The organism is Rhizobium sp. LEGMi-198b (genome assembly GCF_054114205.1).
In genome coordinates this window covers 477,215-491,934 of sequence record NZ_JBSYVH010000003.1, presented here as the reverse complement: position 1 = coordinate 491,934, position 14,720 = coordinate 477,215, and the positions used below count along the sequence as shown (strand labels likewise).

Annotated in this window: 12 protein-coding genes; 9 read left to right on the top strand and 3 right to left on the bottom strand. The window is 57.5% G+C overall.

Going from position 1 to position 14,720, the window contains the following annotated elements; all coding sequences use genetic code 11:
* Nucleotides 1-160: 160 nt before the first annotated feature.
* Together ACXHXG_RS15185 and ACXHXG_RS15180 are read right to left on the bottom strand one after the other, a co-directional pair.
* Nucleotides 161-1,291: a GlxA family transcriptional regulator gene (locus ACXHXG_RS15185; protein WP_260304531.1), complete on the bottom strand. Its 1,131-nt coding sequence runs from the start codon at nt 1,289-1,291 to the stop codon at nt 161-163.
* A 40-nt stretch (nt 1,292-1,331) separates the two neighbouring features.
* Complete coding sequence (locus ACXHXG_RS15180; protein WP_260304532.1) at nt 1,332-2,882, bottom strand: trimethylamine methyltransferase family protein; 1,551 nt, start codon at nt 2,880-2,882, stop codon at nt 1,332-1,334.
* A 192-nt stretch (nt 2,883-3,074) separates the two neighbouring features.
* Here ACXHXG_RS15180 and ACXHXG_RS15175 point away from each other — a divergent pair, with 192 nt between their 5' ends.
* The 8 genes from ACXHXG_RS15175 (at nt 3,075) to ACXHXG_RS15140 (ending at nt 12,285) form a co-directional block, all read left to right on the top strand.
* Nucleotides 3,075-4,025: a LysR substrate-binding domain-containing protein gene (locus tag ACXHXG_RS15175; RefSeq protein WP_260304533.1), complete on the top strand. Its 951-nt coding sequence runs from the start codon at nt 3,075-3,077 to the stop codon at nt 4,023-4,025.
* A gap of 501 nt (nt 4,026-4,526) precedes the next feature.
* Nucleotides 4,527-5,492 (top strand): ABC transporter permease, encoded by a 966-nt coding sequence (locus tag ACXHXG_RS15170; RefSeq protein ID WP_260304534.1) that lies wholly within the window; start codon nt 4,527-4,529, stop codon nt 5,490-5,492.
* 10 nt (nt 5,493-5,502) lie between these two features.
* A complete protein-coding gene (locus ACXHXG_RS15165; RefSeq protein WP_457899802.1) occupies nt 5,503-6,534 on the top strand; it encodes a quaternary amine ABC transporter ATP-binding protein in 1,032 nt (343 codons plus the stop codon).
* Nucleotides 6,535-6,834: 300 nt separating this feature from the next.
* Nucleotides 6,835-8,733, top strand: a complete 1,899-nt coding sequence (locus ACXHXG_RS15160; protein ID WP_457899801.1) for a methyl-accepting chemotaxis protein — start codon at nt 6,835-6,837, stop codon at nt 8,731-8,733.
* Nucleotides 8,734-9,108: 375 nt separating this feature from the next.
* A complete protein-coding gene (locus ACXHXG_RS15155) occupies nt 9,109-9,660 on the top strand; it encodes a TetR/AcrR family transcriptional regulator (RefSeq protein WP_260304537.1) in 552 nt (183 codons plus the stop codon).
* A 38-nt stretch (nt 9,661-9,698) separates the two neighbouring features.
* Nucleotides 9,699-10,802: a mandelate racemase/muconate lactonizing enzyme family protein gene (locus ACXHXG_RS15150; protein ID WP_457899800.1), complete on the top strand. Its 1,104-nt coding sequence runs from the start codon at nt 9,699-9,701 to the stop codon at nt 10,800-10,802.
* Nucleotides 10,803-10,822: 20 nt separating this feature from the next.
* A complete protein-coding gene (locus ACXHXG_RS15145; protein ID WP_457899799.1) occupies nt 10,823-11,554 on the top strand; it encodes an SDR family NAD(P)-dependent oxidoreductase in 732 nt (243 codons plus the stop codon).
* Nucleotides 11,554-12,285: an SDR family NAD(P)-dependent oxidoreductase gene (locus ACXHXG_RS15140; protein ID WP_457899798.1), complete on the top strand. Its 732-nt coding sequence runs from the start codon at nt 11,554-11,556 to the stop codon at nt 12,283-12,285. Before ACXHXG_RS15145 ends, ACXHXG_RS15140 begins: the two co-directional genes overlap by 1 nt.
* Before the next feature lie 80 nt (nt 12,286-12,365).
* Here ACXHXG_RS15140 and ACXHXG_RS15135 read toward each other — a convergent pair whose 3' ends face one another.
* The gene (locus ACXHXG_RS15135) at nt 12,366-13,280 is read right to left on the bottom strand and encodes a LysR family transcriptional regulator (protein ID WP_457899797.1); all 915 of its coding nucleotides are present in this window, start codon (nt 13,278-13,280) and stop codon (nt 12,366-12,368) included.
* Between the two features lie 129 nt (nt 13,281-13,409).
* Between ACXHXG_RS15135 and ACXHXG_RS15130 the strand changes: the two genes are divergently transcribed.
* Nucleotides 13,410-14,708: an MFS transporter gene (locus ACXHXG_RS15130; RefSeq protein WP_457899796.1), complete on the top strand. Its 1,299-nt coding sequence runs from the start codon at nt 13,410-13,412 to the stop codon at nt 14,706-14,708.
* The last annotated feature ends 12 nt before the right edge of the window (nt 14,709-14,720 follow it).

Here is a 14,720-nt window from a genome sequence, read left to right as displayed (position 1 = left end):
GAGCGTCTTTAGCCCTGCATCTCAGTTCTTCCTCCCGAGGAATGGTCTGATTGGTAACACATGTTTTTCGAATGCAACGCCGCAAAAAAGTAGACCGTCAGGTGACTTTAATGCACTGATCTCCTTGCATTGTTTTAGAAAAAGACGGCGGTCACTAATACTATGGAGCGTTTCGCGCGGCAGGGATTCGACGCGCACTGCGATGCCTAGTCTCCTTCGCTGGCAGCACCTTCTTCATGCGTTCGAGCCTGGTTTGTTGAGGGCTGCGCCCATGCTGAATACGGAAGCATTTAGAAAAGTGAGTGGCTGAAACAAAGCCGCATGCCACCGCGATGTCGACGATCGGTTTGCTGGTGGCTTCTATGAGCTGTCTCGCTCGATCTAGGCGTAATGTCAGGTAATATTTATGTGGAGAGGTACCAAGATAGGTTTCGAACAAGCGCTCCAGTTGTCGCCTAGAAATCGTCAGGGTATCTGCGATCTGTTGAAGCGAAAGCGGCTCGTCCAAGCTCCCCTCCATCAGCGCGACCGCTTGAGGCAGTTTGTCGCTTGCGCAATAGGCGGCCCAAGGAGACCAACCCGTCTGCCGCTGCGTCCGGTCTCTCGCTCCATCCGAGACATTGCGTTTGCAGACGTCGACCGTAAGGTATGTGCCAAGTGTATGCTCAAGAAGCGCTATTGCGAGATCAAAAGCTGAGGTTTCTCCCGCACAGCTCCATATCCCGCCATCTCCGGTATAGATGGCGTCACTCACCTTGGGTCCGTTGAATGTCTCCGAAAACGCGGCCAATTGCTCCCAATGAATAGTGCACTCAGTGTTGTTCAGCGCCCCCATCTCGGCGAGCAGCCACGTGGCCGTTCCGAGAGCGACCACCGGAATGTTTTGGCGGATACATAGGCGCACCGCACCTGATAGCTCTGCGCACGGCATGAGTTGGCTGATCCCGTCCGCGACCATGACAACCATTTCCGTGCGAGGGGACGATGTCATTTTGGGCATGACGTCGGCGAACCGAAATTGGGTCGGCATCGAGACGCCGAGGCTGGAGGTTTCGGAAATCCCCGATTTGCTGGCGAAGACCCAGCGGAACCTCTGCCGTTCCAAAATCGCGTTGGCCTTTTCGAACGGCGCGAGAAACGAGGATAGGCTGAGCAATGAGAAGCCGGGGAATAGAAGCACCGCGATCGTAGCCGTGTCGCGTGAGTTTCTAGCAGCCGGAAGGGGTGCTATGGTCGCCTGGCCCGCCACGTTTATGGCTCCATCGCCCGCCCACTCCGATATTGATCTCATGTTTGAGTTCCCTTCCGAAAGCGGCCGCTGTCCGAAGTAGTCAATGATCCTCGTTAAGTGCGTCGACCGCCGGGATTTCGCGGCTGCGGCGGTCGATATAGGCGCGCAATGCTTCGTCGACGGATTCCTCAAGCTTCGGTTCCTGGTATTCCGACAGCAGATAACGGGCCTGCTCCAGTGCGCGCTGCTTGATGTCCTTTGAGCCGTCCGCCACCCATTGTTCGATGGAATTGTTGTCGAACAGTTTCGGAATGAAGAACGCCTTTTCGAAGTTCGCCTGGGTGTGTGGGTGGCCGAGATAGTGACCGCCCGGCCCGACATCTCGAACGGCCGACAACGCTTCGTCAAAGTCATCCCACTTGATGCCTTCAGCCATGCGATAACCCATGGCGCAGACCTCGGAATCGACCATGAACTTCGCTATCGAGCAATGCATCCCTGCCTCGTTCCAGCCTGCCGAATGCCAGATATAGTTCGCACCTGACATCAGCACCGCCATCATCGTCATCGCGCTCTCGTAGCCCGACTGGGCATCGAACATCTTGGCGCCGCCCAACAGGTTTGACGTGCGCCACGGGACATTATAGTGCCGCGCCATCTGGCCAATCATGAAATTCATCAGCGAAATCTCGGGCGTACCGGCCATCGGCGCACCGGACTGCATCGAAACCGTCGAGAGGTAGTGCCCGTAGATCGCAGGGCATCCTTTGCGCACAACTTGAGTGTAGGCGAGCGCAGAAAGCGCTTCGGCGTTGAGCTGGGCAACGGCCGCAGCCGTCGAAGCAGGGGTGTTCGCGCCTCCCAGAACAAATGGAGAGCAGAGAACCGGCTGGTTGCGGCGATTGAACGCTCGCATGGCGCCAAGCATGGTCTGGTCCCAGACAAGCGGCGAGTTGCCGTTGCAGTTGCCGGTGGCGACGGCATGCGTTTCCATGAAATCCGCGCCGAATAGGATGGCACACATATCAAGCACGTCTTCGGCGTTCTTGGGCGATGTCGTCATGCCCATGAACATCTTGTCCGAATACTTCATCGACGAATAGGTGATGTGGAGATGACGATGCGCCACCACGATATCCATCGGTTCAACAATGTGATGCGCGGACGAGTGCAGCGCGGGCATCATGTGTGCCAGTTTGTGGAACGTCCCAAGGTCGGCGATCGTCGGGCCACGGCGGACATCGTCGAGGTCCCGCATATAGGGTGCACCCGTCATTGGCACGAAGATCGACTTCTTGCCGCCGAGGTCGACATTGTTCTCCGGATTCCGGGCGTAATATTTGATCTCGGAGGGAATCGTCTTTATGAGTTCCATGATGAGTGCGCGGTCAAGATGAACCCGTTCGCCCCGCACGTCGGCGCCAGCGCGCTTCCAATCCTCAAGGGCAATTGGGTCGCGAAACACAACGCCTACCTCTTCGAGGATGTCCATTGAAGCGTTATGAATGCGCTCGATCTGCTCCTCGTCCATCGGCTCAATGTTCGGAAGCCCGCGCCTCAATGTGGGAAGCATTTGGAATTTCGGAGTAGTCCGCAGCGCCCGGCGAGCGTCCCGGCCGCCTCTTCTTGCCCCAGTGGATTGCACGTTCATAACGCTTGCCCTCCCAATAATGTACTCTTGTGTTCGGAATTCTTGACTATTATGTACGGGAAGCTCAACGCCGCACACGAAATCGAATGATGACCGAGGCTCTTGGAATGACCAAATGCAAAAGTCTCACGTGTCAGTTGACTATTATGCTAGCGTCGCGACTCTTCTCTGCCTTTGGAAGGAGGTAGGCACATGGTTCGCAGGTTTTATGACCTTCCATCACTCACCACACTGGCTGTGTTCGAGGCGTCTGCGCGTCATCTTAGTTTCAAGCTGGCCGCTAGCGAATTGAACGTGACGCCGGGTGCTGTCAGTCGCCAGATCAAGACAATCGAAGAGGAAATAGGAGTTCCGCTATTTATTCGAAACGGAAAAGGTGTTGCTCTCACCCATGCCGGCGAGGAACTCTACGGTGTCTTGGCCAACGGATTTTCCAAGGCTTCGGAGATGGTCCGTTCGATCAAACGACGCGATCGGGCCCGAAATGTGACGATCGCCTGCAGCGACGCGTTCGCCACCATGTGGCTGATCCCCAGAATGGCTGATTTCTGGCGGCGGCACCCCGAAATCGCGGTAGATCATCTCATTTCGGACGACGCAAAGGACTATCGCAGAGCCGAGGTCGATCTTCGGATACGCTACGGCTTCGGTGCGTGGCTCGACGAAACCGCAGAACTGCTGTTCGACGACACGATCTATCCTGTCTGTGGGCCTGCCTTCGCCGCCGCCCACGAGGGCGCCACCGCGCGCGAACTCGCGGAGCTGCCACATTTGCATGTTGATTGGGTTGATCCCGATTGGGCTGGATGGGAAGAGGTGCTACTGCGAGCGGGCATTCCGCACTCGCTGAGTGCCGGACGGCGATTTGGGAAGTTCTTTGTTGCCATACAGGCCGCCATGGCAGACCAGGGTGTCGCAGTTGGATGGGGGCGCCTTGTCCGTCATCTGCTCGAGGAGGGAAAGTTGGTGAGGCTCACCGAATTATCTATCCCAGCGCCAGGTGCCTATTACCTGACCACCAACAACAACCGCGAGCTATCGACTGCAGCTATTGTCCTTCGAGACTGGCTTCTGGAAATGGCTGAGCAGGAGCGCAATATCGTCATGGACGACTTAAAATCGGCCAAAAGACATAACTGGTGAGCCGGACTTCGCCTTGTCCGGCGCCGTAGTGATGCGAAGGACCGAACTTGATGACCTTATCTACGCGGCGCGGCGTCGCAATGTCTCCTTTGACCTGCCGGCCGGCGATCTTGACGTGAATCTTTGGACAGACTTTGGAGCTGGCGTCCGCGAGTGCGCGGCTGCTTTTTGGGCACTTTCGCGGTGACTAGATTGGCGTTGTTGCTTCGGTGCAGTGGCAACCCATGATGCATTCGTAGGCGGCACGATCGGCCGCCGCTTTTGTAGGAAACGATACCAAATTCCCCGACGCCTCTGCGTGTAACGGGAAGATCCGCATCGTTAGCGGTGATTAGGGTCAGTTTCGTCGTAGTCTTCACCGCCGAGTGCCGAAGATGCGACCTCCCAAGAATTGGCTGTCGAAATAAAGTCACCTGGGACGCTACTTTTTTGCGCCGGGTAATCAGCCAACGATGTGATAATTAAACTGATAATCAAATAACGAACTAAATGAGGGAACAGATGGCTGAATGCGGAATTCTCGATCCGTTTGCTTGTAGTAAGCTTCCACTTGCTGACTGGATGACGGTTGGCCTCAGATGGCTGGTGGACAATTACCGCCCCTTCTTCCAGGCCGTGAAGACTCCCATCGACTCGATGCTGCAGTCCTTCGCAACCACGTTGAGCACCGTGCCGCCCACTTTTGTTGTTGTCGTGGTCATGCTGGTCGCCTGGCAAATTGCCGGCTTCCGGCTGGCTATCGCATTGACGGTCACCTTGATCTTCGTAGGCTTCATCGGCGTATGGCCCGAGACGATGCTCACCTTGGCCATCGTTCTGACCTCGCTGCTCTTCTCCATCGTCATTGGTCTTCCGCTCGGTATATGGGCGTCGCGCTCCGATACGCTCTATGCGATCCTCCGGCCCCTGCTCGACGGGATGCAGACGATCCCGGCTTTCGTCTACCTGGTGCCCGTCGTGATGCTCTTCGGGATCGGCAATGTGCCGGGAGTCATCGTCACCGTCATCTTCGCGGTCGCACCGGTTATCAGATTGACATATCTTGGTATGAAGCAAGTCCCGCCTGATGTGGTCGAAGCGATGCGCGCATTCGGTGCGACGGAATCTCAGCTGCTCTGGAAAGCGCAATTGCCGCTCGCCCTGCCGACGATCATGGCAGGTGTCAACCAGACACTGATGATGTCGCTGTCGATGGTCGTCATCGCTTCGATGATCGCCGTCCAAGGCCTTGGCCAGATGGTGCTGCGCGGCATCGGACGTCTCGATATTGGCATCGCGACGGTCGGCGGCCTCGGGATTGTCGCTTTGGCGATTGTGTTGGACCGTTTGACGCAAGCGCTCGCCAAACCGCGAAAAAAAGGTGAATGGCTCACGCGGGGGCCGGTCGGGCTCGTCCGGTCCTTCATGAAAACCTCCCACGCCCATACGGGTCAGGACCTGCCGCAATCGTCGGCCATCAAGAACTGAGGTGGTGCTAATGACCGATGCAGTTATCGAATGTAGCAATGTCTGGAAGATTTTCGGCGAGAAATCGAAAGATGCCTACAAGGCCGTCAATGACCATGGGCTGAGCAAGAAGGATATTCTGGAGCGATATGGTTGCGTTGTCGGCGTCGCAGACGTCTCCTTCACTGTGGGCAGAGGAGAGATTTTCTGCATCATGGGGCTTTCCGGATCCGGAAAGTCAACGCTTGTTCGCCACATCAATCGTCTCGTCGAGCCGACGGCTGGCGTCATTCGCGTAGCCAACCAAGACGTCAACGCTCTCCAAGGACCGCAACTGAGGCAATTGCGGTCCGAAAGCGTGGGAATGGTCTTCCAGAATATGGCGCTGCTCCCGCATCGGACCGTGATCGACAACGTCGCGCTGAGTCTTGAACTGCGTGGGATGAGCCGGGACGAACGGCACCAGGTCGCCTTAGAAAAACTCAAGCTCGTGAGCCTTGATGGTTGGGGCGACCGCTTTCCAGACGAATTGTCGGGTGGCATGAAGCAACGCGTCGGTCTTGCTCGCGCCATGGCCGCCGATCCGGAAATATTGCTGATGGATGAGCCATTTTCGGCGCTCGACCCTCTCATCAGACGGCAATTGCAGGAGCAGTTCCTCGATCTGTCGAAGGTGCTCAAGAAGACGACCGTGTTCATCACCCACGACCTCGATGAGGCAATCAGATTGGGGACCCACATTGCTATCATGAAGGATGGACGGTTCGTGCAGGTCGGCACCGCAGAGGAGATTGTCACCGAGCCCGCCGATGACTACGTCGCGGACTTCGTGAAGGGAATCTCCCGCTTGGAGCTGGTTTCGGCTGGAAAAGTAATGCGACCCTTCACGGATGCGCAGTCATCCTCAGGTTTGGGTCCGTCCGTGCTCGCAACCGACAAGCTATCGAAAATTCTGCAGATCGCCAAAGAGCACGACGGCGTGATCACTGTCACAAACGGAGAACAACCAGTCGGCCAAATTTCGAGATATGATCTTTTGAATGCGATTGGCGGCTCACTTTAATCAAGCTACTAGGCGCTCCCAAGGCGTTCCCACTTGTCGGATCATTCCTAGTTCCCGGCAAGCGCTTCGCTGGCAATGACAGGCTCATTGCCGGCTTTTTTTATCGGCTCGTACATCACGGCAATGCGGCGGATTAAGTAACTTCGGAAAGCTCGCCTGCGGGGCTTCACATTTCTCAACATTCTGATTTCGCTAGAAAATCCTCTGTTTTCTTCAGCCGCGCATGACTTTGCAGTTTCAAAATTTTTTCCCACTCGCTCTGAACACCGTATCGGTGGTGGCTAGGTAAAGGAATATCGGATGTTAGGCTCCCTCAAAAATACACGCATAATCACGAAGATCTCTCTGGGCCTGCTCCTATTGATCGCGGTAGGCACCGTGGTCAACATTATCAGCTATCGTTCGCTTGCTGAGCAGGAAAGGGCTGCCATGACGACCGAACATACCTATGCCGTGCTCGGCACAGCCAACAGTCTTGTGGCTTCCATGGTTGACCAGGAAACCGCCATGCGTGGATACCTTTTGTCCGAAGACGAGAATTATCTCGCTCCCCAAAAGGCTGGTGCGAAAGCCTTTGCCGAAAATTATGACAAAGTCCACGCCCTGACCGCGGACAATCCAATGCAACAAAAACGGCTGCAGGAACTCAAAGGGTTGGTCGATGGTTGGACGAATGACATAGTGGTGCAGGAAAGCAAGCTGATGGCGAATTGGGCAACCCGTCAGCAGGCTCGCGATTTAGAAATGTCCGGTGTCGGCAACAAATGGATGGACCAAATCCGTCACAAGGTCACCGAAATCATGGCTGCCGAACAGGAGCTTCTCGCAACCCGCTCCAGAGATGCCGCAGCGGCGGCGGCCAGTGCACGTTTCAGTATTGTGGCTGGCTCGGTCGGAATGATTGTCTTCGGCCTCATCGTGCTGTTGGTAATGAACACTGGCGTGGTGCGACCGCTCAAATACATAGACGATGTCATGCGCAAGCTCGCAAGCGGCGATACGGTGTTCACCATTGCGGGCGCGGAGCGTAAGGACGAGGTAGGTGCGATGGCCCGCGCGGTAGAAGTATTCCGTCAGGGCGCAATCGCCAACAAACATCTGGAAATGGAGGCAGAAGCAAACAGAAAGCGTTCTGAGGCCGACCGGGTTGCCGCTCAGAAGAAGGCCGATGCCGATGCCGCCGAGCGGCTGAATATTGCGACTTCGGGTCTCGCTGCCGGCCTAAAACGGCTTTCCTCGGGTGATCTATCGTTTCAGTTGAAGGAAGCCTTTGCTCCCGATTTCGAAGCCTTGCGCAATGATTTCAACCTGTCGGTCCGCCAATTGGGCGATGCGCTCTCCGCAATATCCTCGTCAGTTGCCATAATAGACAACGGTACGCGGGAAATTGCCTCGGGCGCCGACAACCTTTCCCGGCGCACCGAACAACAGGCTGCATCTCTTGAAGAAACCGCAGCAGCGCTGGATCAGATCACCGTGAACGTGACAAACTCTACCAAGCGCACTGAAGAAGCAAGACTGGTTGCCACACGCGCCAACCAGTCTGCCGAACAATCGGCAATCGTCGTGGCCCATGCTGAAGACGCCATGAAGAAGATCGAGGAGAGTTCTCAGCAAATTTCCACCATTATCGGTGTCATCGACCAGATCGCCTTCCAAACTAACCTTCTTGCACTGAACGCCGGCGTTGAAGCTGCGCGCGCGGGCGATGCGGGCAAGGGCTTTGCGGTTGTTGCCCAGGAAGTCCGCGAACTCGCCCAGCGTTCGGCGCAAGCGGCAAAGGAGATTAAGGATCTGATCCAGAACTCCTCGGCCGAAGTCGAAGGCGGTGTAAAGTTGGTGCGCGATACTGGCGAGGCTTTGAAGGCGATCGGAACCTACATTGTCGAGATTAACGATCATATGGCAGCAATTGCCACTTCGGCCAAGGAACAAGCGACGGGGCTGGCGGAAGTTAACGTGGCGGTGAATGCCATGGACCAGACGACGCAACAAAATGCGGCGATGGTGGAAGAGTCCAATGCAGCCTCCAGCTCACTGGCAAACGAGGCTGCCAAACTTCGCGAGCTCATTGACGAGTTCACGCTTGATGACACGACAGAGGCACCGTCAGCTGCTCTCCATCGTACCGTCCGTGCTATGGCCGAACCGACGCACACCAATGAGTCATACCTCCGGCTCGTCCCACCGCAACGTTAACCCAGAGGATTGCTGCAACTGGACCCCGTGCGAGCAATTGGAAACAGTTTTGTGCACTAATGGCTTTCGGACGCGATCAGTTGGCGCGTGACTTCCATGATGCACATGACTGCGTCGACTTCTCACGACGCAAATAACTCTATGTCAATATGTTCGAGAACGGTTCGTCACCCGAAGGCTGCGACAGAGTTTGAGCCGCTGTTCGCTTTACGCGATGCAATTTAGATCAACCCGTGCCCGTTGCCGGTCCAGCGTGCGGCTTTACCTTTTCGGGCACCGATATCGCGAAGCGACACACGGTCACGTCGCTTTCCGTCCCGTCCATGGTCGCTTTCCAAGCCGCATGGGTAGAACGATCGCTCTACCATTTTTCTTATGACATCGAGAAAAGAAAAAATCGCCAGCGACCTCGACCGCCAATTTGCAGAGATGGGTTTTGCCGAGCAAGGCGTTGAAGCGTTGCGGGCGGGAGCCGATGTGTCTTTGCGCACGCTCTACAAGTATTTTCCGAGCCGCGAAGCGATGGTGGTTGGTGCGCTGGAGTATCGCGATAAAGCGTACTTCGACTGGCTCGCGGGCGGACCCGAGAGCGGCGTAGACCACGTCCTACACCCAATCGTTCGGCTTGGTGACTGGTTGCGCGAAGTAGCGAATACAGGCTGTCTGTTCTTGAATGCTTTAGCGGAACATCCCGACAGCGCCCCAATTCGCGACGTGGTCTTGGACCATAAGGAACGGCTTGCAGATGAATTTCGCATTCGTCTTCAAACCATCGCTCCTGACAAAGACATCGATCAGCTCGCCGAAACGCTTTTCCTGCTTCACGAAGGCATGACACAGACCGCGCGCTTGCACGGACGAGACCGAGCGACGGCGGCGGCGCTGCGAGCGGCGAAAGCGGCACTGGCGGCTGAAGGTATCGCCTGAAGTCTTGTCCACGAATTCTAACCCATTGGGAGGCAAACATGAAGATTAAAGAAATTCATATCTATAGCCATGATCTACCCGTGAAGAACGGACCCTATACCATGGCGAATGCCCAGGTCTGGGCGTTGAAGACGACGCTTGTCCGGCTCGTCGGTGTGGACGGTACTGTGGGCTGGGGCGAGACCTGCCCAGTCGGCCCGACATACGCGGAATCTCATGCCGCCGGTGCCGTCGCGGCACTCACGGAAATGGCTGCGGGACTCGTCGGCTCGGAGGTCTGGCCGCTTGCACTTCAGCGCAAGATGGACAGCCTGCTGAATGGCCATAACTACGCCAAGGCAGCCATCGACATGGCGGCCCACGACCTGATCGGCAAGAAGTTGGGTTTGAGTGTGGCCCAGCTGCTCGGTGGCGCTGCCACCGACAAGGTTCCGTCGTATTACGCGACCGGAGTAGGCACGCCGGATGACATTGCCCGCATCGCCCGCGAGAAGATGGAGGAGGGCTATCCCCGTATTCAGGTCAAGGTGGGTGGCCGGCCGGTGGAAGTCGATATCGAAGTAGTCCGTAAGGTTTGGGAAGTCATCGGAAAATCGGGTATGCGCCTTGCAGTCGATGCCAATCGCGGCTGGACCACACGTGATGCGTTGCGCATCAGCCGTGAATGCCCGGACATTCCCTTCATCATGGAGCAGCCGTGCAACACGATTGAAGACCTGCAGAAAATCCGGCCGCAGGTGCACCATGGCATCTACATGGATGAAAACAGCGTGAATCTCGCAACCGTCATCACGGCTGTCGGCACCGGACTCGTCGACGGCTTCGGCATGAAGGTGACGCGCATCGGCGGACTGCACAATTTCGCGACCTTCCGAGATATCTGCGCCGCCCGCAACCTTCCGCATACCTGCGATGACGCCTGGGGTGGGGATATCATGAATGCTGCCTGCGCGCAGGCAGGCGCAACGATCAACCCCAGGAATTGCGAAGGAGTGTGGATCGCTTCCCCATACATAGAGGGCCACTACGATACCAAAAATGGCGTTCGGATTGAGGGTGGCCATATCGCTCTGCCGAAGGGTCCTGGTCTCGGCGTGACGCCGGAAGAAGGCGTCTTCGGCAACCCAGTCGCCAGCTTTTAAACTAAGACCTGGAGGGTAACATGAGATTTTCAGGCAAATTGGCTCTTGTCACCGGCGCTGCCGGCGGTATTGGCGCCGCTATCGTCAAGCAGCTTCGCGCCGAGGGCGCCCGGGTGGCCGTAGCTGATCGCGATGTGTCCGCAGTCGAGGCGGATGCCTACCTGCCGGGCAACCTGCTGGAGGCATCCTATGCCGACGGCTTGCCACAGGCCGCCTTCGATGCGCTCGGCGGCCTCGATATCGTCGTCAACAATGCCGGTGTCATCACCCGTGGCAAGGTGACCGAAACCACGGATGCCGATTGGGACCTCTCCGTTGGTGTCAATATGCAGGCGCCATTCCGGATAAGTCGTGCGGCAATCCCACTTTTGGCCGCTCGCGGCGGCGGGGCGATCATCAACACCGCTTCGTGCTGGGGTCTTCGCCCCGGCCCGAACCACGCCGTCTATTGCATGACAAAGGCGGCCATCGCCTCGCTCACCCAATGCATGGGCATGGACCACGCCCACCAGAACATCCGTATCAATGCAGTTTGCCCGAATGAGGTCAACACGCCGATGCTGCGCACCGGCTTCATTAAGCGCGGCTTCGATCCGGATACGGCGGTTGCCGAACTTGGGAAGACCGTGCCGCTTGGCCGCATCGCCGAACCGGAGGATATTGCTGATGTCGTGCTCTTCCTCGCTTCGGACGCCGCCCGTTACCTCTGCGGCACGCTAGTCGAGGTGAACGGCGGAAAGGCGGTGGGCTGATGCGTTTCGAAGGAAAGGTTGCGCTGGTCACCGGTGGCCGTTCAGGCATCGGTCAGGCGATTGCCCGGAGATTGCGGGATGAGGGTGCGCGGGTCTTTACCGCGCAACGTGGCGAAGACCAGGAATTCGAAAGTTTCTCGGTCAATTTCGCCGATCCAGCCAGCGCGGGCAAGGCGGTTGAAAGCGTGGTCAAAAACGCTGGGCGGCTGGATGTGCTCGTCAACAATGCGGGCATGATGCAAGAGGCCCTCGCGGAGGACATGACGCTGGCTGATTGGGAGCGGAACATCGCCGTCAATCTCACCACGCCCTTCATGCTGATCAAGGCCGCCCTGCCGCATCTTAGAACTTCGAAGGGCGCCATCGTCAATATCGGCTCGATCGAGGGTCTGGGGTCGAACCCGAAGCACGCGGCCTATTGCGCCTCCAAGGCGGGGCTCCACGGCCTGACGCGCGCAATCGCGATTGATCACGGGGCCGAGGGCATTCGCTGCAATGCGGTTGCGCCGGGCTGGATCGATACGGAACTCAACGTCGGTTTCATCGAGAGCATGCCTGATCCGCAGGCTTTCCGCCGCGAAATCGGGCGAATCCATCCCGTCGGACGGACAGGAAAGCCGGAAGAAGTGGCCGCCCTCGTGTCTTGGCTTGCCTCGCCGGAAGCGGACTTCGTCACAGGTCAGGTCTGGACCATCGATGGTGGCCGCATGGCAAAGCTCAGTCTACCCTGAGCGCATGCCGGATGGCACGCGCGGCAGAGATGTTCAGCAACCAAACTCTAGGGTGCTTTCTTTTTCGCGGATCGCGCAACTCACGCGAACTCGATGTAACGAGCCATGTTCTGGTGCAAGAGTTCTACCATGATATCGCGTGCCGGGTCCCTCACCGCCTTCATCCAGGCGACTGCCAACGGAAGCTTATGCATCGGAAAATCGGCATTCCTGGCCAGAGGGACATAGCTGACACCAGTGACGGCCAGCTTGGATGTCCAACGTGGCACGATGGCGGAGCCTATACCCGCGGCGACGAGATTGATGATTGTCTGCTTTTCGTCGGCAATCTGTGCGATGCGTGGACGCATTCCAAGCTCGGTGAACAGCCCCATCGTCAGGTCATGACTGTGTGGTCTCGAGCGCCGCTCAGGAACAATCAGCGGCTCACCCGCCAGATCCTCGATCGAAATCTCGCTTCTCTCTGCAAGAGGGCTATCGGCAGGTAACGCCACCACCGCCGTTTCGAAGAGCAGTGGCTGTACGGCCAAGCTGCGGCTAAGCCCCTCCCTTGGCCTGATCAATACGAGGTCCAGCCGGCCGGCCAGCAGCTTCGGAATGAGCCGGATCGACTTATCTTCCACAAGCTGCGTAACGGTGTTCGGTGACCGCTCTCGAAAATCCTGGAGAAGCAGCGGGACGAGACCTGCCGCGGCGCTGTCGATCGCACCGATGCGCAGGACGGACGCCGGCTGATGACGCGCGCTCCGGAATTTCTCGGCCACCTTTTCGAGGCGGGCAAGGATGGGCCTCACCTCCTGCAACAGCAAGATGCCATCCTCGGTCAATCCGACGCTGCGGGTCGTTCTGCTGAACAGCGGTACGCCGAGCGATTCTTCAAGCAACCGGATGTGCCGGCTGAGCGACGCAGGCAGCATGCCAGACCTCTGTGCGGCACGACCGAAATGCAGCTCCTCCGCCGCTGCCACGAAACATCTCAACTGCTCCAGTTCCATCGTCCCCTCATTATTTCATTTATTTATATAATTATATGAGCATTGGCTCTTGGGAAAGAAGGAAATAGCGTCGCTCCAATGCGCGAGAGGACGCGCATCTGCATCACTCGAACAAGGGAGGGGCTTGCTATGTCGAGCGAGCTGGAAGGGCGCGTATTGCGCAAGATTACCTGGCGCATCGTGCCATTCATCATGGTCCTTTATCTCATAGCCTTCATCGATCGCGTGAACATCGGCTTTGCGTCGCTGACGATGAACCAGGATCTCGGATTTTCTTCGACCGTATTCGGCGTTGGTGCCGGCATCTTCTTCCTTGGCTATTTCCTGTTCGAGATTCCTTCGAACCTGATCCTGAACAAGGTCGGGGCACGGATCTGGATCGCCCGAGTGATGATCACCTGGGGCATCGTATCCGGTGCCATGGCGCTCGTTCAGGGCACGACGAGCTTCTATGCTCTCCGTTTTCTTCTCGGCGTTGCCGAAGCAGGCTTCTTCCCCGGTATCATTCTTTATCTTAGCTACTGGTTTCCGGCCCGTCGCCGTGCGGCGGTGACGGCGATGTTCATGGCCGCCGCGCCGCTATCCACCGCAATCGGCTCGCCGATTTCTGGTGCGCTGCTTGAGATGCATGGGGTCTTGGGCCTCGCCGGCTGGCAGTGGATGTTCATCATCGAAGCCATTCCGGCCCTCGTCTTCGGCGTCATTGTCCTCTTCTACCTCACCGACCGACCGGAAAAGGCAAAATGGCTTTCGGAAGGCGAGCGCGCCTGGTTGGTCAAGGCGATGGAGCAGGAACAGGCCGGTAAGCCGAAGGCCAGCCACAGCATCTGGGCAGGCTTGGCAGACCTGCGCGTGCTGGCACTGTCGCTGGTTTACTTCGGCACGTCCGCAGGGCTCTACACGCTGGGCATCTGGGGGCCGCAGATCATCAAGAGTTTCGGACTTTCCTCCTTCCAGGTTGGCCTGATGAACGCCATTCCGGCCATCTTCGCCGTCATCGGCATGATCCTTTGGGCTCGCAATTCCGACCGGACCGGCGAGCGCACCTGGCATGTGGTCGGGGCCTGCCTTCTCGCAGCTGCCGGACTTGCCTTTGCAACCGGTGCTGCGAGCGTATTTACCGTCCTTGTCGCCCTGACGTTTGTCAATATCGGCATCAGTGCCTCCAAGCCGCCTCTTTGGAGCATGCCGACCCTCTTCCTGTCCGGACCGGCCGCAGCCGCGGGTATTGCAACAATCAACTCGATCGGCAACCTTGGTGGCTTTGTTGGTCCGTCGATGATCGGCTGGATCAAGGACACGACCGGAAGCTTCGCCGGCGGCCTCTTTTTTGTCGCCGCACTGCTCGTGGTCTCGACAGCCGTCACCCTGCTTCTCGCACGCGGCGCAGCCCGCGAACCCGGACGCAAGGCATCCGTTCAACACTGAAATATAGAACTG

Bases quoted from the DNA above. Each gene is read 5' to 3' on its own strand.
- ACXHXG_RS15165 (WP_457899802.1), top strand. From the start codon at position 5,503: ATGACCGATGCAGTTATCGAATGTAGCAATGTCTGGAAGATTTTCGGC.
- ACXHXG_RS15155 (WP_260304537.1), top strand. From the start codon at position 9,109: ATGACATCGAGAAAAGAAAAAATCGCCAGCGACCTCGACCGCCAATTT.
- ACXHXG_RS15150 (WP_457899800.1), top strand. From the start codon at position 9,699: ATGAAGATTAAAGAAATTCATATCTATAGCCATGATCTACCCGTGAAG.
- ACXHXG_RS15180 (WP_260304532.1), bottom strand. From the start codon at position 2,882: ATGAACGTGCAATCCACTGGGGCAAGAAGAGGCGGCCGGGACGCTCGC.
- ACXHXG_RS15160 (WP_457899801.1), top strand. From the start codon at position 6,835: ATGTTAGGCTCCCTCAAAAATACACGCATAATCACGAAGATCTCTCTG.
- ACXHXG_RS15145 (WP_457899799.1), top strand. From the start codon at position 10,823: ATGAGATTTTCAGGCAAATTGGCTCTTGTCACCGGCGCTGCCGGCGGT.
- ACXHXG_RS15140 (WP_457899798.1), top strand. From the start codon at position 11,554: ATGCGTTTCGAAGGAAAGGTTGCGCTGGTCACCGGTGGCCGTTCAGGC.
- ACXHXG_RS15185 (WP_260304531.1), bottom strand. From the start codon at position 1,291: ATGAGATCAATATCGGAGTGGGCGGGCGATGGAGCCATAAACGTGGCG.
- ACXHXG_RS15170 (WP_260304534.1), top strand. From the start codon at position 4,527: ATGGCTGAATGCGGAATTCTCGATCCGTTTGCTTGTAGTAAGCTTCCA.
- ACXHXG_RS15130 (WP_457899796.1), top strand. From the start codon at position 13,410: ATGTCGAGCGAGCTGGAAGGGCGCGTATTGCGCAAGATTACCTGGCGC.
- ACXHXG_RS15135 (WP_457899797.1), bottom strand. From the start codon at position 13,280: ATGGAACTGGAGCAGTTGAGATGTTTCGTGGCAGCGGCGGAGGAGCTG.
- ACXHXG_RS15175 (WP_260304533.1), top strand. From the start codon at position 3,075: ATGGTTCGCAGGTTTTATGACCTTCCATCACTCACCACACTGGCTGTG.